Genomic DNA, 17,854 nt, shown 5'->3' with positions numbered 1-17,854 from the left:
TGTAAAATCTATATTATAAATTTATACAATTATTTATAATAATTTAAATTATGTTAAATGGGAGAAAGAAAATGTACACGTATAAATTGCAACATGAACAACCAATCTGCGTAGAAAAAATAAGAAAACTTTATGACTCCGTCGGTTGGTGGCCAGAAAGAAAAGAAAACGATATTCAAAAAATGTTAAAGAATAGTATAGCGATTGGGGTATGGGAAAAAAATGAATTAATCGGATTTGCTAGAGTTGTTTCTGACGGTGTTTTCCGGGCGTATATAGAAGATGTTGTTGTACATGAAAGTGTAAGAAATAAAGGCATTGGAGAGAAAATGCTAACAATATTACTTCAAGAAATATCTCATGTTCATATCGTTAGTTTATTTTGCGGAGAGAAATTAATAAAGTTTTATGGTGAAAAGCAATTTCAAGCGACGAAACAAATTGTAATGCATCGTAATCAAATCGTGAGAGAATAAGAGGTGTCAATTAGAATGGATGCAACTAGAACATATTGTTTATCAAAAAGAAAAGCGACAGAAGATTCACCAGATGGTTGGAATGCAACATGTATGAGGCTCAACAATAAAATATTTGCGATATTGAACCATGAAGAAGGTGAAAAAGCGGCAATTACATTAAAATGTGATCCAGAACTTGCAATAAGAATAAGAGATGATTATCCAGATACAATCATTCCAGGGTATCATATGAATAAAAAACATTGGAATACAGTTTATTTACATAAGGATGTAGAGCAGGAACAAATTAATAAAATGATTGATTGGTCGTATGATTTAGTTCTACAGTCATTTTCAAAGAAAAAGCAGCAAGAGTTATTAGATTAATATGTATGAGGGGTGGATGTATTGAAAGACATGATTAAAGATACATATGATAAATTAGCGAGTACATATAAAGAAAATCTAGATGTGGCAAATCCATATAACAGTTATTACGAAAGACCAGCGATGATGGAGATGATTCCAAAGAATTTAGAAGGGAAGAATATATTAGATGCTGGATGTGCAGCAGGGTGGTATACTTCTCAATTTATAGAAAGAGGAGCAAATGTAACTGCAATTGACGTAAGTTCTGAAATGATAAAAGCTGCAAAGGAAAGTATGGGCAATAAAGCAACGTTTCTTTGTCATGACTTGCAAGAAATATTACCATTTGAAGACAATACTTTTGATGTTATTGTGAGTTCGTTAACCCTTCATTATTTAGAAAATTGGAATCAAGTATTTCAGGAGTTTCGTCAAGTATTGAAGTCAGGGGGAGAATTGATATACTCCATTCATCATCCTTTTATGGACTTTACAAAGTTTACTTGTGAAAATTATTTCGAAAAACAATTATTGGTAGATACTTGGATTAAACCAAATATTACAATAGAAGTTAGCTTTTTCAGAAGGTCACTTCAAGATATTATTAATGAAACAACAAATTATTTTGTGTTAGAAAAAATGCTAGAACCGAGACCGGTTGAACAGATGAGAGAAGTAAATGAAAAATCATATCATTATCTAAATACAAATCCACATTTTCTTATTATGAAAGCCATTAAAGAATAGCTAGTAAAATAATTATATTTTACTAGCTATTTTGCAGTTTTAAATAATGAAATAGGAGTTTTGAAATGAATACGAAACGAAATAGATTACTATACGCAACGTTTACAATCATTGTTATTATTTTAGGGCTTAGTTCAAGAAAGTTAGCTTTTGCACTGCCCGCTCTATTAAATGATTATTTAGGTGATGCTTTATGGGCATTAATGATTTTCATTGGATTTGGATTTTTATTTCCTAAAATAGAAACGAAGAAATTGGCTTTTATAAGTTTACTGTTTTGTTATGGGATTGAATTGAGCCAATTATATCATGCCGAATGGATAGATAGCATTCGTGCAACGACTTTAGGTGGGCTCGTGTTGGGATATGGTTTTCTGTGGAATGATTTAGTGGCTTATACAATTGGTGTTGGAGTAGGGTTTATTTTTGAGTTTATTTTACAGAAGAAATAAAAGATTTGTAAAAGGGGTATTCGTTTATGGATGATATATTAGAAATTACAAATTTTGGTTTGGAGATAAAGAGGTCACAGCTACTGAAATAAAAGTAAACGTAACAAAGATTCATTGTAATAATAAATCCTATATTTTAAAGGAAAAGAGATCGATAAAACAGCTATTAGTTGAAATAAATCTAATAGAACAACTTGATAAAAAAGGGGTTAAAGTACAAAGGATAGTTAAAACGAGTAATAATGAAGAGATGTTCTTCTGGATTTTTGTAAATAAAAAAGCTATTGAAGAATCAATAGAAAGGGGTGTATGAATATGAAAAAAATAATATTAATAGGTTCTGGTGGTTCAGGGAAATCTACATTAGCCAGACAGTTAGGTAATAAATTAAGTATAAAAGTGCATCATCTTGATGCGTTATTTTGGAAACCGAATTGGGAAGGTGTACCGAAAGTGGAGCAAAGAAAGGTTCAAAATGAATTAGTTAAAGAAGATGAATGGATTATTGATGGGAATTATGGCGGGACAATGGACATAAGAATGAACGCAGCTGATACAATTATCTTTCTTGATATTCATAGAACAATATGTGTTTATCGAGCTTTTAAAAGAGTTATACAATATCGGAATAAAACAAGACCGGATATGGGTGCTGGATGTGAGGAAAGGTTTGACTTGCAATTTTTCAAATGGATATGGGAATATCCTAAAACGAAACGACCTTCAATTTTAAAAAGGTTAAATCAATTGAGTAAGGAAAAAGATGTTATTATTTTAAAATCTCCAAATGAAGTACGACTATTTTTAGAGAAGTACGATACTATAAATAGTTAGATTATAAAAAGAGGTAACGTGGGGGGATAAAATTGAATAGATTCATTGACCTGGTTGATTCTAATATGGTGAAAATTCCAGCAGGAAAAGTAGAATTAAGAGATGATCGAATAAAAAAAAATGGGAAGTTCAAGTTAAACCGTTTCTTCTTGCAAAATATGTTGTAACGATGGAATTATATGACGTCATTACGAATCATACATCAAATTTATTCAAAGATAAAAATAAACCAGTTGTAAATATCTCATGGAATGATGCCATTATGTTTTGTAATTTACTTTCAAAAAAAGCGGGATTAAAAGAATATTATTCTATTAATAATGGTGGTCAAATTGTTAGTTGTAATTTAGATTCAAATGGGTACCGATTACCTTCAGAAGCAGAGTGGCAATATGCGTGTAAAGCAGGAACTACTGGATACATATACGGTGAACTGAAAGAGATTGCTTGGTATAATGAAAATTCAGATGGACATATTCATGAAATCGGTAAAAAAGAGCCGAATGCATGGGGCTTGTATGATATGTTAGGAAACGTTTGGGAATGGTGCTATGATTTGTATGATGAAAAGGTATATGGATCATATCGAATTTTCCGAGGCGGTAGCTGGGCTGAAGCAGCTAGAGGTTGTGGTGCAACTTGTCGCCGGCGTAGCCATCCTACATTTCATATAGATGACCTTGGATTTAGGCTCGCTAAGTCCATTTAGAAGAATTATAAGAGCCAAACTAATATAGAGAAGATTTAAATTAAGGAGTGTTTTAAGTGGCACGTGTTTTATTCATTAATACTGGATCAGAAGGACATATAAATCCAACATTGCAAGTTGTAGAAGAATTAGTTTCACGTGGGGAAGAGGTTGTATATTTTTCAATAGAATCTTTTAGAGAGCGTATTGAAAAGACGGGTGCTACTGTACGAACAATTGACGATCAAAAATTTATAAATGCTTTTCTTTCCGGTGGTCGAAATTATTTACCAGAGAGAATAAATGGTCTATTACATACGGCAGATGTTATTATACCAAATGTTCTTGAACAAATTGAAGGGGAACATTTTGATTATATCATTCACGATTCGATGTTTGGGTGTGGTCGTTTAATTGCTCAAATTTTAAAGCTTCCAGCAATAAATTCCTGTACATCTTTTGCACAGGATGAAAAATCATTTGAACAAATGTTAGGCCATTTGTCTAAAAATATACCAGTGGAAGTTCAAGATAAAATACATAATGATTATGAACGATTAACTAAGGGAATTGCGGAAAAGTATAGTGTTGAAATAAAATCACCGTATGAAGTTTTCTGCAATCCAGCGCCACTTACTATTGTGTATACAATAAGGGAGTTTCAACCTTTTGGAGATATGTTTAATGAAACATTTAAATTTGTAGGTCCATCTATCTCTACGCAAGTAAAAAATGAAGCCTTTGATTTTACTGCAATTGAAGAAAAAAGCGTAGTTTATATTTCTTTAGGCACTGTTTTTAATGAAGCGCTTGATTTTTATAAACTTTGTATGAAGGCGTTTGAGAATAGTGATTATACAATTGTGATGTCTATTGGCAATAAAACGAAAATAAGTGATTTAGGTAAAATTCCTAAAAACTTCATTGTGAAAAATTATGTACCACAAACAAAACTACTTACATATACAAAGTTATTTATTACACACGGCGGTATGAACAGTACACATGAAGGATTATATAACGGGATTCCGCTTATTGTAATCCCACAAAGTGCAGATCAACCAGTTATCGCCAAGCAAGTGGAGAATCTCGGAGCTGGGGTTAAGTTGTCAATGAAGGAATTAACTGAGGAACAACTACGTGAAAGTGTAGAACTTGTATTAAATAATCCATCATATAAAGAAGTTGCATTGAATTTGAAGGAGTCTTTCCGAAAATCTGGTGGCTATCAGGAAGCTGCTGATGAGATTTTTACATTTATAGGTCAATAATAAATAGAAAATTATACATGAGAAGAGTGTCTATATGAAATGATATAGACACTCTTCTTTTATATGAAGCGGAGAATTCGTTGTTTTGAAATGTTAAATATTCTGTTTTGTAAATTCGAACCATAGTTTTACGTGTTACTAATGCTTTCATCATTTCTGCACAACTTCTGCACATATTTTGATGATTTCTATGTCATGATATATTCATCAAGTGAAATATTTCACAAGGAATGAAATATATTTTCACTGCGGTGTATGCATAACACACACATACATCGTTACAAGATTGTCTCTTGTTATTCTTTTACATCGAAGCCCACATTACACTACAAAGTATAACAAGAAGGGGACAGGAACATGAATAATCGATTATTAAAACAACTACAAAACATGAAAATGAACAAAAAAAGTCTAGGAGCTGTTGCATTAACAGCTGGAATTATTGGCACGACACTTATTCCTCAAAACGCATACGCGCACGGTTTTGTTGAAAAGCCTAGCAGCCGATCTGCTTTATGCAGTCCAACTTATGGTGCACTAAATGTAAACTGCGGAAGTGTTATGTATGAACCACAAAGTTTGGAAGCTCCAAAAGGGTTCCCGCAAGCTGGACCAGTTGATGGCCAAATCGCTTCTGCAGGTGGTAAATTTGGTGGTGTTTTAGATCTACAAACAGCTGATCGTTGGTTTAAAAATACAATCACAGGCGGGGAAAATACTTTTACTTGGAAATATACAGCGCCTCACTTAACAAGTAAATGGCATTACTATATTACTAAAAAAGGATGGGATCCAAATAAAGCGCTCACAAGAGCAGATTTAGAACCAATTGGAACTGTACAACATGATGGCTCTACAGCTTCAAATCATTTAACTCACAAAATTAATGTACCTACTGATAGAAGTGGATATCATGTGATTTTAGCAGTATGGGATGTAGCCGATACAGCAAATGCATTCTATAATGTCATTGATGTTAATCTCATCAATGACGTAAAACCAGACACAGAAGCTCCAAGTATTCCAAATGGAATTCAGGCACAAAAAGTAACAGCGAATAGTATAGAACTAGCATGGAACGCTTCTACGGATAATGTAGGGGTAAAAGGGTATCAAATCTTCCGTAACGGAGAGATGATTGATACAGTACCAGGAACTCATTTTATGGATAAAAAATTACAACCAAGTACAGAATACTCTTATACTGTAAAAGCAATTGACGCAGCTGGAAATGTATCGAAAGAAAGTGCAACGCTTACAGTAAAAACAACAGTTGAGACTCCTGATACAGAAGCACCAACACAACCAAAAGGATTACATAGTATGGGAACGACAGCGTCAAGTGTGGATCTAATGTGGAGTCCTTCTGACGATAATATTGGTGTAGACCATTACGATATTTATAGAGAAACAGAAGGATCATTGAAAAAGATTGCAACATCCAATACGACTTCTTATATGGATAAAAATTTACTTCCTAATACTACTTATAAATATGTAGTGAAAGCTGTTGATGTAGCTGGAAATGAATCTGTACAGAGTGATATATTCGTAATCGCCACAAAAACTGAAAGCGCTTCATATGAAGCGTGGGATGCAAAGAAAGCATATGAAAAGGGAGATAGAGTTCTACACGAGGGAAAAGTATATGAAGCAGTCCAGAGTTATCAAGGAAATGGGGATCCAAACTGGATTTATGCTTTATCATTATGGAAAACAGTGTAAGCCTTACCTAAATATGAACTAAGAGATGATGGGCTTTGATGCAAAAGAAAATCTTGAGAATTCACTTTTCTATTTATAAAAAAGGGTAGTATATAAATTCATATACTACCCTTTTTATTATGATAGTATTTTCGTCATAAGAACGTGCGGAATACCATCTTCTATAAATACATCAGAAGAAGTTTGATAATCTAATTTTTTATAAAATCCTTCAGCTTGTGTTTGACCGTGTAGTTTTACTTTTGTTGCTTCTTTGCTACGTGCAATTTCTTCTAACGCCTTGATTATTACTTTTCCTAATCCGTATTTACGATAGTCTTTTAAAATACAGATGCGTTCTAATTTTCCTGCACCGTCAACAAATCGTATACGACCTGTACCAACAGGAAGATCGTTATAATAAACTAAAATATGTTTACATTTCTCACTGATTTCATCGAATGTATCGAATTCATCTTCAAGAGGGACATTTTGTTCTTTTACAAATACTTCTGTTCTAATATGAAAGGCAGTTTCTAAATCTGTAAATTCTGTTATGACTTTGGAGTGCAAATTGTTCAGTCCTTTCTAGTGTGATGTGTTTTTGTTTTCATAGTATATCATAATAATAAGTAATTAAGAGAAAATATAAAAGCTGACTGTAAGAGTCAGCCTTCATTATAATTCTTTTATCCCATTTTTTGTTCCAATAATTGCTTTGCTAGTCATATTAACAAACAATCCTGTTTCAACTACGCCTGTAATCATTTTTAATTGTGTGTGTAAATTGGCAGGATTCGTTATATTTTGAGGGAATACGCAATCGATAATGATGTTATTGTTATCCGTAATAAACATTTCATTATTTTTTAAACGTAACGTTGTTTGACAACCTAAAGATTGAATTTTCCTTTCGGTTTGTTTCCATGAAAAAGGTATAATTTCAACAGGTAATGGGAAAGTACCTAAATGCGTTACGAGTTTCGATTCATCAGCAATGATAATTAGTTCTTTAGAGGAGGAGGCAACGATTTTTTCACGAAGTAATGCGCCACCACCACCTTTTATTAGTTGTAAATTTAAATTAATTTCATCGGCCCCATCAATTGTTAAATCGAGTATTTCAATTTCGTTTAAGGAGATTAATGGAATAGATAGTTGTTTAGCTAATGCTTCCGTTTCTTTTGACGTTGGTACAGCTTGAAATGATAATCCATCTTTTACACGCTCACCTAATTTTTGTATCGTCCAATATACAGTGGAACCTGTGCCTAGCCCAACTGTCATTCCATCTTTTACAAAGTTAGCGGCATATTCACCTGCGAGTTGTTTTAAATGTAACATATTATTCTGCTGGACGTGGGCCTGCATCAAGACCTGAATTTTCTACTGTAAGTATAGGGCGAACGATTATATCTTTATGTACGTGCATTTGGCATGATAAACGTAAGTGATCTTCAATTCCTTTTTCCGTAATTGCATTTTTTTCATTAGAACTTGCTTCACAAAACTCACCTGCTATAATTTCTACTCTACAAGTAGTGCAGCGTGCTTTTCCGCCGCAGCGATGGAGAATGTTTACACCGTTATCTTCAATCGCTAATACTAACTTTGTGCCTTCTTTTACATCAAAAGTTCCTGCACCTTCAATTGTTAATTTTGGCAATTTTGTTCCTCCTCACGTAAAATTGTACATAACATATTTATGACCGCGAATTATTGAACATAAACATAATTTTTTTATATGCCCCGTAACTTTTTTATTTGTTGAATCGTTAATTAAGTAAGCGCTGAAAAGGAGTGGTTATTTTGTGCACAAAAATAACTCATATTTTTAAAAATCATATCGATATGAATCATTCGAATATAGACTTTTTAATTGAGCAATATGGAGAGTTGAAAAGGTACTGTACATTTTTAACGAAAAATAAATGGGACGGCGAAGATCTTGCCCAAGAAACAATTTGTAAAGTTCTTCAAAAATATAGTAATAAAGATATTTGTATGACACTTGTATATAAAATAGCTAGAAATCGTTGGATAGACCAGATGAAATCAAAATCAGTTCATGAAAAAATAAAGGAACAAATTACTTTTGAAGAACCACAAGAGAACATTGCAGATTTGCATGAAATGGTAGAGAAAGTATTATCTTCATTAAATGTACAACAATCCGCGATTTTATTATTAAAGGATGTTTTTCAATTTAGTATCGCTGATATTGCTAAAGTATGTTCTGTATCGGAAGGTGCAGTGAAAGCTTCTTTATTTCGGAGTAGAAATAGGATGAAAACTGTAAGTGAAGAAGGGATTGAGATAGTCGAATTCACAGATGATATTGAAGTTGTAGTAACGTCTATTCGTGAGGAAAAGCCAGAATTGTTAACAAAGCTTCTTCCAACAATAGATTTTACTAAGTTACCATCTAAACAACCAGTCTTATTATTTAATGCGAAAAAACCTTCTTCCTACAGTTGTATGCTTTTAGCAGCATAACAATTATTGGAGGGATATAAAATGAATGCAATTCCATATGTTGTAGAACAAACGAAATTAGGAGAACGTTCCTATGATATATATTCAAGGTTATTGAAAGACCGCATTATTATTATTGGTTCAGAAATAAATGATCAAGTAGCGAGTAGTGTCGTAGCTCAATTATTATTTTTAGAAGCGGAAGATGCAGAGAAAGATATATTTTTATACATTAATAGTCCAGGCGGATCAACGACAGCAGGTTTTGCCATATTAGATACGATGAATCTCATTAAACCAGATGTACAAACGCTATGCATGGGATTTGCAGCATCATTTGGTGCATTGTTATTATTATCAGGTGCAAAAGGAAAACGGTTTGCGCTACCTAATAGTGAAATTATGATTCATCAGCCGCTTGGTGGTGCAAAGGGGCAGGCTACGGAAATTGAAATAACAGCAAAAAGGATATTGAAGTTAAAGCATGATATTAATAAAATGATTGCAGAAAAAACAGGGCAACCGATTGAAAGAGTAGCACATGATACAGAAAGAGATTATTTTATGACTGCAGAAGAAGCGAAGGCATATGGGATTGTAGATGATGTTGTTACGAAAAAATAAGATAAAACAGGCTAGAGGATACGATAATCCTCTAGCCTGTTTTATTAATCTTTTATCCATTCATCGACTAAAGCTTGATTCTTTTTAATCCATTTTCGCGCTGCTTCTTCGGGATCTTTCGTTTTATTTAACTCAACCATTAATGTACCAAGTTGTTCATCGTTCATTTTCCATTTGTCAAAGTATTTTATGATATCCGGATGATCTTTTTCGAAACCTTTACGAACAGAGTAATAAATGTCATCTTTTTCACCATATACTTTCTTAGGGTCTTTTAAATATTTTAAATCAAATTCTGAAAAGCCCCAATGCGGATTCCAAAGCGTAACAGCGATTGGTTTCTTTTTCGTATATGCTTTCTTTAGTTCACTCATCATCGCCGCTTCAGAAGATTGGACAAGTTTTAGCTTAATATCATATTCCTTCATCGCCTTATTGGTTAAATTCATTAGGCTGCTGCCAGGTTCGATTCCGACAATTTTGTTATCTAGTTCATCTTTATGTGCATTTAAATCTTCAATACTGTTTATGTTTTTCACATAAGAAGGGACAACTAAACCTAGTCCGGTTCCTTCATACCATTTTGATTTTAAGACAATATCATCTTTATAACGATCATTTAGTGGTTTATCCGTAACGGGTAGCCATACTTCTAAATTAGCATCAACATCACCGCGAGCGACACCAGTCCAAATTGCCGCTTTTTCTAAATACATGAGCTCAACTTTGTAGCCTTTTTGTTCTAATAGAACTTTCCACATGTTTGCAGTTGCAATATTTTCTTTCCAACTTGTTACACCTAGTTTAATTTTTCCTTTCGAATTTGCATTTGTTGCATTACATGAAGAGAAAATCATAGTAATAAATAATGCAAGGCATATAAGCCATATTTTCTTTTTCATTGAGAACCTCCTAAAAAACATTTGCCTTTTAAATAAATGTATAAGTAAGCATTCTTATTATGAACGGAAACGAGAATTTTAAATAAATCTTATGAATGTCATTTTTATGTAATATTTCTTTGCAAAATCGCAACACTATGTGAATAGATGGGTAGAAAAGGAGTAGTGACATGGATAATACAAAGGTGCGTGTTGAAAACGTAACAAAAGTATTTGGGAAACACCCGCAAAGGGCGCTTACTTTATTAAAAGAAGGGAAAAGTAAATCGGAAATTTTAAAAGAGACGGGGATGAACGTTGGTGTGAAAAAGGCAACGTTTGAAGTATACTCTGGAGAAATTTTCGTTATTATGGGTTTGTCTGGTAGTGGCAAATCAACTCTAGTTCGAATGCTTAATCAATTAATCAAACCGACAGCAGGACACATATACATAGATGGTGAAGACATCGCAACAATGGGAAAAGAAGAATTACGAAGAGTGAGAAGAACAAAAATGAGTATGGTGTTTCAAAAGTTTGCTTTATTTCCTCATCGCACAGTTATACAAAATGTAGCGTACGGATTAGAAATTCAAGGAGTTCCCGTAGAGGAACGAGAGAGAAAAGCGTTAGAGTCTTTGAAATTAGTTGGACTAGACCATCACAAAGATAACTATCCAAGTCAGCTGAGTGGTGGTATGCAGCAGCGTGTAGGAATCGCAAGGGCACTAACGAATGATCCAGATGTTTTATTGATGGATGAGTCATTTAGTGCATTAGATCCACTGATTCGAAAAGAAATGCAAGATGAGTTATTAGAACTGCAAGACAAAATGGAAAAAACAATTATATTTATTACTCACGATTTAGATGAAGCTCTTCGAATTGGTGATCGAATTGCGTTAATGAAAGATGGAGAGGTTGTCCAAATTGGAACACCGGAAGAAATTATGATGAGTCCTGCGAATGAATTTGTAGAGAAGTTCGTAGCGGACGTGAATTTAGGAAAAGTAATTACAGCGGAATCTATATTAAAACGACCAGAGACATTACTAATTGACCGTGGACCACGTGTGGCACTTCAAATTATGAGGAACGCCGGCGTTTCAACTGTATATGTTGTTAATAAAAAGTATGAGTTTTTAGGTATATTAACAGCAGATGATGCAAGTAAAGCTGTTCAAAAACAGTGGCCAATTGCTGATTTATTACTTACCGATATCCCGCATGTGTATGTAGATACGTTACTGGAAGAAACGTATGCGAAAATGGCGGAGATGAAATATCCGTTACCAGTAATTGATGAGAAGAAAAGGTTAAGAGGAATTATTAAACGTGAAAGTGTCATTCAAGCTCTTGCAGGAAACATTGAGGAAGAGGTGAAAGACGATGAATAATGTACCACGTATTCCTTTAGGGGAATGGGTTGATTCATTTGTTGCGAGTTTATATGAGCACCTTGAAGGCTTATTCCGAGGATTCTCTTATATTATTGGTGGATTCGTTGATTTACTCACTAATTTTTTAACAATAATACCGGCCATATTGATGATTATTATTCTTTGTTTCCTCATTTGGTACACAACGAGAAAAGTATCTTTAATTATTTTTACACTGATTGGTTTATTATTTATTTTAAATATTAACTACTGGGCACAGACGATGCAAACATTAGCGCTCGTACTTACATCTGTGATTATTTCAATTATTGTCGGAATCCCAATCGGAATTTTAGCTTCTCAAAATGAACGCTTTTCAAAATTTTTAAAACCGACATTAGACTTTATGCAAACAATGCCGGCTTTCGTATATCTTATTCCTGCGATTACATTTTTCGGAGTAGGTGTAGTACCTGGGATTATTGCATCAGTAATCTTTGCAATGCCGCCGACAATTCGTTTTACTGACTTAGGAATTAGACAAGTTCCAGAAGATTTAATAGAAGCAGCGAATGCGTTTGGCTCTACCGCATCACAAAAATTATTTAAAGTACAATTACCACTCGCAACCGGAACAATCATGGCTGGTGTGAACCAAAGTATTATGCTTTCTTTATCGATGGTTGTAACAGCATCTCTTGTAGGAGCACCAGGTCTTGGAGTTGATGTATACCGTTCTGTAACACAAGTTAATATTGGAATGGGATTTGAAGCCGGACTCGCTATTGTTGTCATTGCGATTATATTAGACCGCATTACACAAGGATTTCATCAAAAAAGAAGATAAAAGGAAAACACACTTTATTATACAAAGTGTGTTTTTGGTTTAAAAAGATGCATACGAACAATGACAGAACCGCCAGTTGGGGCACAAGCTTGGTTTTGATGTTCCATTGATTTTTATTAAATAATTATTTACTTCGATTAATGAGATTAGTTTCGCTGATTTACTTTCAAGACTTGCAATACGCTGCATCATTCATTGTGAATTTTGATGCAATGTATTTCTTACGGGATGGGGGGAATACACATATTGTTGATTTATATATGGATTCCAATGAGGATGTATTTGAATCACTCCTCCTTCAATAAATTACGAAGCTTTCTTGTAGTAAATGCCTATGTTTAAATTAATGGTTACTTAAAATTTTTTTATTATAAAAGGAGTATGTACAAAAAATGGAAAATATTATATGTGAAGTTAAAGTACATTTTTTGGAAATATTCAAGTGAGATAGTGAATATATTAATACATTCAAGTAAGTGTATGTTATTTAGGGAGAAATGATGGGAGGAGATGCAATTTTGGCTAAAAATAATAAAAGGAATGATGCCTTGGCAATAGGTATTGGTATAGGGGTTGTAATCGGTGTGTTTCAGGGGTTCTTCACTAGTAGTTTAGTAATCGGAATTGTGATTGGAATTGTAATTGGAAGTGTGTTTTTGAAGAAATAGTAAGTTTTAAATTTATTTCAAAAAATGCGCTATTAAAAGAATGAATTTTCGGAATATAAATCCTGTTTTTCCTTTTTTTATGATATTATTAATAAAAAGGATGGTGAAGGATATGTCAACAAACAATCAATTAGAACAAAAATGCTTTATTTGTGAAAAACATAGAGGAAACATTACAGTTCCAGGTGGAGCTATTTACGAAGATGAACTCGTTTATGTTGGACATGTCCATTGGGATAATGAAGAAACATACCTTGGTTATGTCATGATAGATATAAAAAGACATGTACTTGGCCTTGCTGAATTAACGGATGAAGAAGCAAAAACGTTCGGACTTATAACAAGTAGGGTAAGTAAAGCGTTAAAAGAAAGTGAGGGAGCAGAACATATTTATGCTTTTGTTTCAGGGAATGGTGTGCCACATATGCATATGCACCTCATACCGCGTTATCCAAATACACCCAAAGAGTTTTGGTCACCGACTGAAGTAGCGAAATGGAATGGTGCGCCATATGGTGACGCAGAGAAAATCCAAAAACTATGCGAAAGAATACGAAAGTATATGGTGATTGAATATGCATATAACAAATAATAGACAATATTCATGGGTTGGAAATACAGAAATGTGCTTAGGAGAAATTTCAGTTAAACAATATGGTGACACTGTACTTGGAAAATACGGCGGGAATATAAGCGCCGGAGCAAAAAAGAACGAAGATGGCGCGTTAGTTTGGTCAAATGGTGATTGGGAATTTGCAGCTATTTTAGATGGACATAATAGTGCGGAAAGTGTTGATTTAGTAGTAAATACAATCCAACAAGAATATGAAAATATAAAAGTAATGATGAATGAATCGATTGAAACAGTATTTCGATCTGTTGAAAATCATCTACTTACAATCTTTCAATCCCCCGTATTTAAAGAAAAGTGCAAAAGAGTAAAAGGTGAAACAGCGTGCTTACTATGTGTAAGAAAAGAAAACTACATATGGTGGTTATCTATTGGCGATTGCTTAGTTTATGTATTTCATGAAGAGTTACATAAGTTAGGACAATATGCATTAAATCAACGTCACTTTTACGAATGGATTGGAAATGTAAATACCTTTGATTTATCTGTACCTTGCTATTCAACAGGAATTCGTGAATTACGTACTGGAAAAAATCGAATTGTCATGGTTACAGATGGGGTATTAGAATGCGGGGAACGACACTATGAAACACCATTAAATCTATATAACGATATGAATAGAAATGATATAGAAATGGAAGAAAGTGTTCATCATGTATTAGAGCACGTTCATCATCAATTCGGACGAGACAGTGCGACAATTATTAGTTGGGATGTTGAAAATAAAAGAAATACTACGTATCCGAGTGATCAGCTGGATAAAAAGTAAAGGAGGGGACATCACTGCTTTTAGCTAAAGGGATTTTATTAGTATTATGGATTATATCCTTATTTGTTTTGGAAAAAGTAGTGAGAAAAAAATTAAATATACCGAAACAAACTGACTGGAATAGTAAATATGTAAACAACGCTCATAAATGGGGGACTAGGGCTCTTATCATTTCTTATATAATTGTTACGATGATATGTGTCACTTTCAATCCCATTTATATTAGTAATTTACCCATACTATTTTTAATAACTTTATACTGCTTTCAATCATATATGGAGTGGAAATATGATAAAGAATCGAGGGAGTATGTCATTTCTTTAGGTACGGTTCCATTATTAATAATAACAGGAATTATGATTAATCTTTTCTTTTATAACTATTGGATTTAATTATATGTAGAATAAATGGGGAGACAAAATGAAAATATCTAAATTACGCGCTGAAGTAATGATTTTAAATGAAGATCATTCTAAAGTACTTGTTCAATGTGATGAGAATGAATTATTTTACCGTTTTCCAGGTGGTTCTATTGAATTTAGTGAAACTGCAAAAGAAGCGATAATACGAGAATTAATGGAAGAATACGATTTGAAGATTGATGTTCAAGAGTTAGCCGTTGTAAATGAGCATATTTTTGAGTGGAACATTGAGAAAGGACATCACTGTACATTGATACATAGGGGGACTCTTCAAGAGAGAATGACAAATGAAATAAGACATAAAGAATATGAGGATATTATATTAATTTGGAAAAGTATAAATGAATTAAAGAAGAAGCCCACATATCCTAAAGGGATTGTAAGTTATTTAGAAGAGAATAACCGAAATATAGTCCACTTTATTTCTAAAAATAAATAAAGTAATAGGAGGGGGATAACAATGGACATTTCTACAATCTTGATTATTATTATTGGACTGGCTATAGGTGGTTACTTATTAGAACAGTTTTTAAGAATAAAATTAAATGTGGTGAAAAGAGGCTTCTTTGGATATAAGCATGTGAATAGTTTACATGTAAAAATAGAAATAGGGCTTATTATTATTTATGTAATAAGTAGTTGTTATTATATGTTTAAATTTGAAAACGCTAAAATGGCTTATGTCATGTTCGTTTATTTAGGGATATCATTGACTTTAAGAGCATGGATGGAATGGAAGTATGATAGAAAATCAAAAGAATATATACTGTCGATAACGGGAATGGTTACATGTATATTGATGCTCTCAATACTCGTTTATTTCGTTCCACCTGCTGCATAATAAGGTGATTATTAATGGTACAAATAAAGAGTTAACTAATAAATAAGAAACCATTTACTACTAAATGGTTTCTTATTTAAATTCATCATTTATCCCACTTTAATGGGCAGTAAGACCCCCAACTCAAAATTCAACGAAAGCAAAGAATTTAGGTGGGAGTCGGGCTGCCCATTAAAGTCCGATTGGTTCAACTAATAATCAGTGGGGATGAAGAAAACGCCCACTGATTAAAGTTTCACTTTATTTTGGCTAATATGGATGTAACGAAATTTGTTTTATCCTCAGCATATTGATGTTTATCATTAGGATTAGCTTGTGAAAGTTGAACCTTTAACTGTTCATACTGGATACGAGAAGTTTTGTTGTTTATTAAGTAATCTCTGAATTGTAATTGCTCTATTAAATATGTATTTCCTTGTTCATACATATGAATTTGATGAGTTCGTGGTTCTCCTTTATTAAAATAATATCGCTCAGGTAGTACATTTTTTCTATATTTATAGTTAAGTAGTTCTAACTTTTTAATGCATGTTAATCCGTCCTTATAATCTTCTAATTCAATTGCAATGTCAATAATTGGCTTTGCGCTTAAATGTGGAATAGAAGTACTACCAATATGGTGTATCGCTAAAATATGCTCGCCAATTTGTTCCTCGATGAGTTGTTTCTCTTTCATAAACTCAATTTGCCATTGTTCAGTCCACGGAACTAAAAATACTTGTCCATATGGTAAACCTAACATTTAATTGCACCTCTTTCAAAATGGTTTTCAAAAAGTCTATTACATTTTCTTAAAGGTTCTCAATACAAGGTATTCCCACAATCTCCAAGGAAGAATCATCTTTGCAAAGATCATAAATTTTACACCTTTTCCGATCGGATATCGTAAATTCGTTCGCTTAGATTCAGTGATTTCTACAATTTTATTAGCAACATCTATCGGATTACCAAATGTATCACTGCCGCTATTAATATGTTTTTGTATTTTATTCATATAATCTTTGTAAGGAGAAGTGGTATCAGATTGGTTTGTAGCTAGTTGTTTACCAACTTCCCATATGTTTGTGTTATAAGAACCAGGTTCCACTAAAGCAACATCTATTCCGAAAGGTTTTACTTCTAAACGAAGGGATTCACTCCAGCCTTCTAATGCATATTTTGAAGAAACGTAAGGGGATAGACCAGGGAATCCAACTTGACCACTAATGCTGCTTATATTAATGATTTTCCCACTTTTTTGTTCTCTCATATAAGGTAATACAAGTTGAGTAATTGATATAGCTCCAAAAAGGTTCGTTTCAAATTGTTTACGGTATTCCTCTACTGGAATTTCTTCTACAAAGCCCCCATTTGCATATCCTGCGTTATTAATAAGTAGATCTACTCTATTTATTTCTTTTATATATAATTGAAAGTTATGTATAGAGTTTTGATCGGTTACATCTAATTGTTGAACTGTTATGTTTTGCTGCAAGTGGAGTTGAGTAGCTTGAGATATTAAGTTCGCTTGTTTTTCAAGGTTTCGCATTGTAGCGATAATTAAATAATCTTTTTTTGCGAGTTCGAGTGTAGTTAATAGTCCAAATCCACTTGAGGCTCCTGTAATAATTGCGACTTTTTTGTTCATTTTCTGCCAGCTTTCTTTTTCTTTTATCATAACGAGTTATGATAAGAAAATCTATTATTCTTACATTTTCTTTGAGAGCTATTCATGTTAATTCTACATACTATTAGATTTTTAAAAGAGGGAATGATACGGACTTATCGTATATAGAGAAGTGATTATGAATACGT

Annotated in this window: 23 protein-coding genes and 3 pseudogenes; 19 read left to right on the top strand and 7 right to left on the bottom strand. The window is 33.1% G+C overall.

The genetic code is table 11. The features are described from left to right. Positions 1–71: 71 nt before the first annotated feature. The 9 genes and pseudogenes from ACZ76X_RS01520 to ACZ76X_RS01480 all read left to right on the top strand — a co-directional run bounded on the left by ACZ76X_RS01520 (position 72) and on the right by ACZ76X_RS01480 (position 6,544). Positions 72–476 (top strand): GNAT family N-acetyltransferase, encoded by a 405-nt coding sequence (locus tag ACZ76X_RS01520; RefSeq protein WP_479849267.1) that lies wholly within the window; start codon positions 72–74, stop codon positions 474–476. Between the two features lie 15 nt (positions 477–491). Beyond that, the gene (locus tag ACZ76X_RS01515) at positions 492–845 is read left to right on the top strand and encodes an MmcQ/YjbR family DNA-binding protein (protein ID WP_479849266.1); all 354 of its coding nucleotides are present in this window, start codon (positions 492–494) and stop codon (positions 843–845) included. A 21-nt stretch (positions 846–866) separates the two neighbouring features. Then, complete coding sequence (locus ACZ76X_RS01510) at positions 867–1,574, top strand: class I SAM-dependent methyltransferase (protein ID WP_479849265.1); 708 nt, start codon at positions 867–869, stop codon at positions 1,572–1,574. A gap of 65 nt (positions 1,575–1,639) precedes the next feature. After that, the gene (locus ACZ76X_RS01505) at positions 1,640–2,026 is read left to right on the top strand and encodes a ribosomal maturation YjgA family protein (protein WP_479849264.1); all 387 of its coding nucleotides are present in this window, start codon (positions 1,640–1,642) and stop codon (positions 2,024–2,026) included. 26 nt (positions 2,027–2,052) lie between these two features. Next, positions 2,053–2,288 (top strand): annotated as a pseudogene (locus ACZ76X_RS01500) (aminoglycoside phosphotransferase); the annotation flags it as partial. Between the two features lie 53 nt (positions 2,289–2,341). Then, the gene (locus ACZ76X_RS01495) at positions 2,342–2,860 is read left to right on the top strand and encodes a DNA topology modulation protein (protein ID WP_479849263.1); all 519 of its coding nucleotides are present in this window, start codon (positions 2,342–2,344) and stop codon (positions 2,858–2,860) included. Positions 2,861–2,892: 32 nt separating this feature from the next. Continuing rightward, positions 2,893–3,569, top strand: a pseudogene (locus ACZ76X_RS01490) (formylglycine-generating enzyme family protein). A 56-nt stretch (positions 3,570–3,625) separates the two neighbouring features. Next, positions 3,626–4,819 carry a macrolide family glycosyltransferase gene (locus tag ACZ76X_RS01485; RefSeq protein ID WP_479849262.1) on the top strand — a complete coding sequence of 398 codons (1,194 nt, stop codon included), beginning with the start codon at positions 3,626–3,628 and terminating at the stop codon, positions 4,817–4,819. 357 nt (positions 4,820–5,176) lie between these two features. Next, entirely contained in the window at positions 5,177–6,544 is a 1,368-nt protein-coding gene (locus tag ACZ76X_RS01480; RefSeq protein WP_479849261.1) for a lytic polysaccharide monooxygenase, read from the top strand. A gap of 117 nt (positions 6,545–6,661) precedes the next feature. Here the strand turns inward: ACZ76X_RS01480 and ACZ76X_RS01475 are convergent, their stop codons facing one another. The 3 genes from ACZ76X_RS01475 to ACZ76X_RS01465 all read right to left on the bottom strand — a co-directional run bounded on the left by ACZ76X_RS01475 (position 6,662) and on the right by ACZ76X_RS01465 (position 8,189). Then, on the bottom strand, positions 6,662–7,096 hold the full coding sequence (locus ACZ76X_RS01475; protein ID WP_479849260.1) for a GNAT family N-acetyltransferase: 435 nt from the start codon (positions 7,094–7,096) through the stop codon (positions 6,662–6,664). Positions 7,097–7,201: 105 nt separating this feature from the next. Next, positions 7,202–7,867: a ribose 5-phosphate isomerase A gene (rpiA, locus tag ACZ76X_RS01470; RefSeq protein ID WP_479849259.1), complete on the bottom strand. Its 666-nt coding sequence runs from the start codon at positions 7,865–7,867 to the stop codon at positions 7,202–7,204. Position 7,868: 1 nt separating this feature from the next. Beyond that, positions 7,869–8,189 carry a 2Fe-2S iron-sulfur cluster-binding protein gene (locus ACZ76X_RS01465; RefSeq protein ID WP_098094662.1) on the bottom strand — a complete coding sequence of 107 codons (321 nt, stop codon included), beginning with the start codon at positions 8,187–8,189 and terminating at the stop codon, positions 7,869–7,871. A gap of 143 nt (positions 8,190–8,332) precedes the next feature. Here ACZ76X_RS01465 and ACZ76X_RS01460 point away from each other — a divergent pair, with 143 nt between their 5' ends. Together ACZ76X_RS01460 and clpP are read left to right on the top strand one after the other, a co-directional pair. Then, entirely contained in the window at positions 8,333–9,019 is a 687-nt protein-coding gene (locus ACZ76X_RS01460) for an RNA polymerase subunit sigma-70 (RefSeq protein WP_479849258.1), read from the top strand. Positions 9,020–9,040: 21 nt separating this feature from the next. After that, on the top strand, positions 9,041–9,622 hold the full coding sequence (gene clpP / locus ACZ76X_RS01455; RefSeq protein ID WP_000991609.1) for an ATP-dependent Clp endopeptidase proteolytic subunit ClpP: 582 nt from the start codon (positions 9,041–9,043) through the stop codon (positions 9,620–9,622). Positions 9,623–9,666: 44 nt separating this feature from the next. Here clpP and ACZ76X_RS01450 read toward each other — a convergent pair whose 3' ends face one another. Further along, positions 9,667–10,524: a glycine betaine ABC transporter substrate-binding protein gene (locus tag ACZ76X_RS01450; protein WP_479849257.1), complete on the bottom strand. Its 858-nt coding sequence runs from the start codon at positions 10,522–10,524 to the stop codon at positions 9,667–9,669. Between the two features lie 170 nt (positions 10,525–10,694). Between ACZ76X_RS01450 and ACZ76X_RS01445 the strand changes: the two genes are divergently transcribed. Further along, positions 10,695–11,900 (top strand): quaternary amine ABC transporter ATP-binding protein, encoded by a 1,206-nt coding sequence (locus tag ACZ76X_RS01445; RefSeq protein WP_098670658.1) that lies wholly within the window; start codon positions 10,695–10,697, stop codon positions 11,898–11,900. Beyond that, positions 11,893–12,729 (top strand): ABC transporter permease, encoded by an 837-nt coding sequence (locus tag ACZ76X_RS01440; protein ID WP_479849256.1) that lies wholly within the window; start codon positions 11,893–11,895, stop codon positions 12,727–12,729. Before ACZ76X_RS01445 ends, ACZ76X_RS01440 begins: the two co-directional genes overlap by 8 nt. Positions 12,730–12,746: 17 nt before the next feature. Here ACZ76X_RS01440 and ACZ76X_RS01435 read toward each other — a convergent pair. Then, a pseudogene (locus ACZ76X_RS01435) lies at positions 12,747–13,011 on the bottom strand (hypothetical protein). A gap of 218 nt (positions 13,012–13,229) precedes the next feature. Here ACZ76X_RS01435 and ACZ76X_RS01430 point away from each other — a divergent pair. The 6 genes from ACZ76X_RS01430 to ACZ76X_RS01405 all read left to right on the top strand — a co-directional run bounded on the left by ACZ76X_RS01430 (position 13,230) and on the right by ACZ76X_RS01405 (position 16,060). Further along, positions 13,230–13,397, top strand: a complete 168-nt coding sequence (locus ACZ76X_RS01430; protein ID WP_479849255.1) for a septum formation initiator — start codon at positions 13,230–13,232, stop codon at positions 13,395–13,397. 40 nt (positions 13,398–13,437) lie between these two features. Then, on the top strand, positions 13,438–13,989 hold the full coding sequence (locus ACZ76X_RS01425; RefSeq protein ID WP_479849254.1) for an HIT family protein: 552 nt from the start codon (positions 13,438–13,440) through the stop codon (positions 13,987–13,989). Next, positions 13,973–14,797: a PP2C family serine/threonine-protein phosphatase gene (locus ACZ76X_RS01420; RefSeq protein WP_479849253.1), complete on the top strand. Its 825-nt coding sequence runs from the start codon at positions 13,973–13,975 to the stop codon at positions 14,795–14,797. The genes ACZ76X_RS01425 and ACZ76X_RS01420 overlap by 17 nt, the downstream gene beginning before the upstream one ends. A gap of 68 nt (positions 14,798–14,865) precedes the next feature. Continuing rightward, positions 14,866–15,189, top strand: a complete 324-nt coding sequence (locus tag ACZ76X_RS01415; RefSeq protein ID WP_479849252.1) for a DUF4181 domain-containing protein — start codon at positions 14,866–14,868, stop codon at positions 15,187–15,189. A 28-nt stretch (positions 15,190–15,217) separates the two neighbouring features. Further along, complete coding sequence (locus ACZ76X_RS01410) at positions 15,218–15,658, top strand: NUDIX domain-containing protein (protein ID WP_479849251.1); 441 nt, start codon at positions 15,218–15,220, stop codon at positions 15,656–15,658. 21 nt (positions 15,659–15,679) lie between these two features. After that, the gene (locus ACZ76X_RS01405) at positions 15,680–16,060 is read left to right on the top strand and encodes a DUF4181 domain-containing protein (protein WP_479849250.1); all 381 of its coding nucleotides are present in this window, start codon (positions 15,680–15,682) and stop codon (positions 16,058–16,060) included. A 235-nt stretch (positions 16,061–16,295) separates the two neighbouring features. Here the strand turns inward: ACZ76X_RS01405 and ACZ76X_RS01400 are convergent, their stop codons facing one another. Both ACZ76X_RS01400 and ACZ76X_RS01395 read right to left on the bottom strand, forming a co-directional pair. Then, positions 16,296–16,802 (bottom strand): GrpB family protein, encoded by a 507-nt coding sequence (locus ACZ76X_RS01400; protein WP_479849249.1) that lies wholly within the window; start codon positions 16,800–16,802, stop codon positions 16,296–16,298. 39 nt (positions 16,803–16,841) lie between these two features. Continuing rightward, positions 16,842–17,687, bottom strand: coding sequence for an SDR family oxidoreductase (locus ACZ76X_RS01395; RefSeq protein WP_479849248.1), 846 nt, complete (start codon positions 17,685–17,687; stop codon positions 16,842–16,844). Positions 17,688–17,854 lie beyond the last annotated feature (167 nt).

Source organism: Bacillus sp. BC05(2025) (genome assembly GCF_056725905.1).
The sequence above is the reverse complement of the archived record's forward strand: the minus strand, read 5'-3'. Positions and strand labels throughout refer to the sequence as shown.

Excerpts from the sequence above, each read along its gene's own strand:
- ACZ76X_RS01395 (WP_479849248.1), bottom strand. The coding sequence starts at position 17,687 with ATGAACAAAAAAGTCGCAATTATTACAGGAGCCTCAAGTGGATTTGGA.
- ACZ76X_RS01405 (WP_479849250.1), top strand. The coding sequence starts at position 15,680 with ATGGACATTTCTACAATCTTGATTATTATTATTGGACTGGCTATAGGT.
- ACZ76X_RS01495 (WP_479849263.1), top strand. The coding sequence starts at position 2,342 with ATGAAAAAAATAATATTAATAGGTTCTGGTGGTTCAGGGAAATCTACA.
- ACZ76X_RS01520 (WP_479849267.1), top strand. The coding sequence starts at position 72 with ATGTACACGTATAAATTGCAACATGAACAACCAATCTGCGTAGAAAAA.
- ACZ76X_RS01505 (WP_479849264.1), top strand. The coding sequence starts at position 1,640 with ATGAATACGAAACGAAATAGATTACTATACGCAACGTTTACAATCATT.
- ACZ76X_RS01515 (WP_479849266.1), top strand. The coding sequence starts at position 492 with ATGGATGCAACTAGAACATATTGTTTATCAAAAAGAAAAGCGACAGAA.
- clpP (WP_000991609.1), top strand. The coding sequence starts at position 9,041 with ATGAATGCAATTCCATATGTTGTAGAACAAACGAAATTAGGAGAACGT.
- ACZ76X_RS01420 (WP_479849253.1), top strand. The coding sequence starts at position 13,973 with ATGCATATAACAAATAATAGACAATATTCATGGGTTGGAAATACAGAA.
- ACZ76X_RS01440 (WP_479849256.1), top strand. The coding sequence starts at position 11,893 with ATGAATAATGTACCACGTATTCCTTTAGGGGAATGGGTTGATTCATTT.
- rpiA (WP_479849259.1), bottom strand. The coding sequence starts at position 7,867 with ATGTTACATTTAAAACAACTCGCAGGTGAATATGCCGCTAACTTTGTA.
- ACZ76X_RS01450 (WP_479849257.1), bottom strand. The coding sequence starts at position 10,524 with ATGAAAAAGAAAATATGGCTTATATGCCTTGCATTATTTATTACTATG.
- ACZ76X_RS01445 (WP_098670658.1), top strand. The coding sequence starts at position 10,695 with ATGGATAATACAAAGGTGCGTGTTGAAAACGTAACAAAAGTATTTGGG.
- ACZ76X_RS01480 (WP_479849261.1), top strand. The coding sequence starts at position 5,177 with ATGAATAATCGATTATTAAAACAACTACAAAACATGAAAATGAACAAA.
- ACZ76X_RS01425 (WP_479849254.1), top strand. The coding sequence starts at position 13,438 with ATGAATTTTCGGAATATAAATCCTGTTTTTCCTTTTTTTATGATATTA.
- ACZ76X_RS01410 (WP_479849251.1), top strand. The coding sequence starts at position 15,218 with ATGAAAATATCTAAATTACGCGCTGAAGTAATGATTTTAAATGAAGAT.
- ACZ76X_RS01400 (WP_479849249.1), bottom strand. The coding sequence starts at position 16,802 with ATGTTAGGTTTACCATATGGACAAGTATTTTTAGTTCCGTGGACTGAA.
- ACZ76X_RS01430 (WP_479849255.1), top strand. The coding sequence starts at position 13,230 with ATGGGAGGAGATGCAATTTTGGCTAAAAATAATAAAAGGAATGATGCC.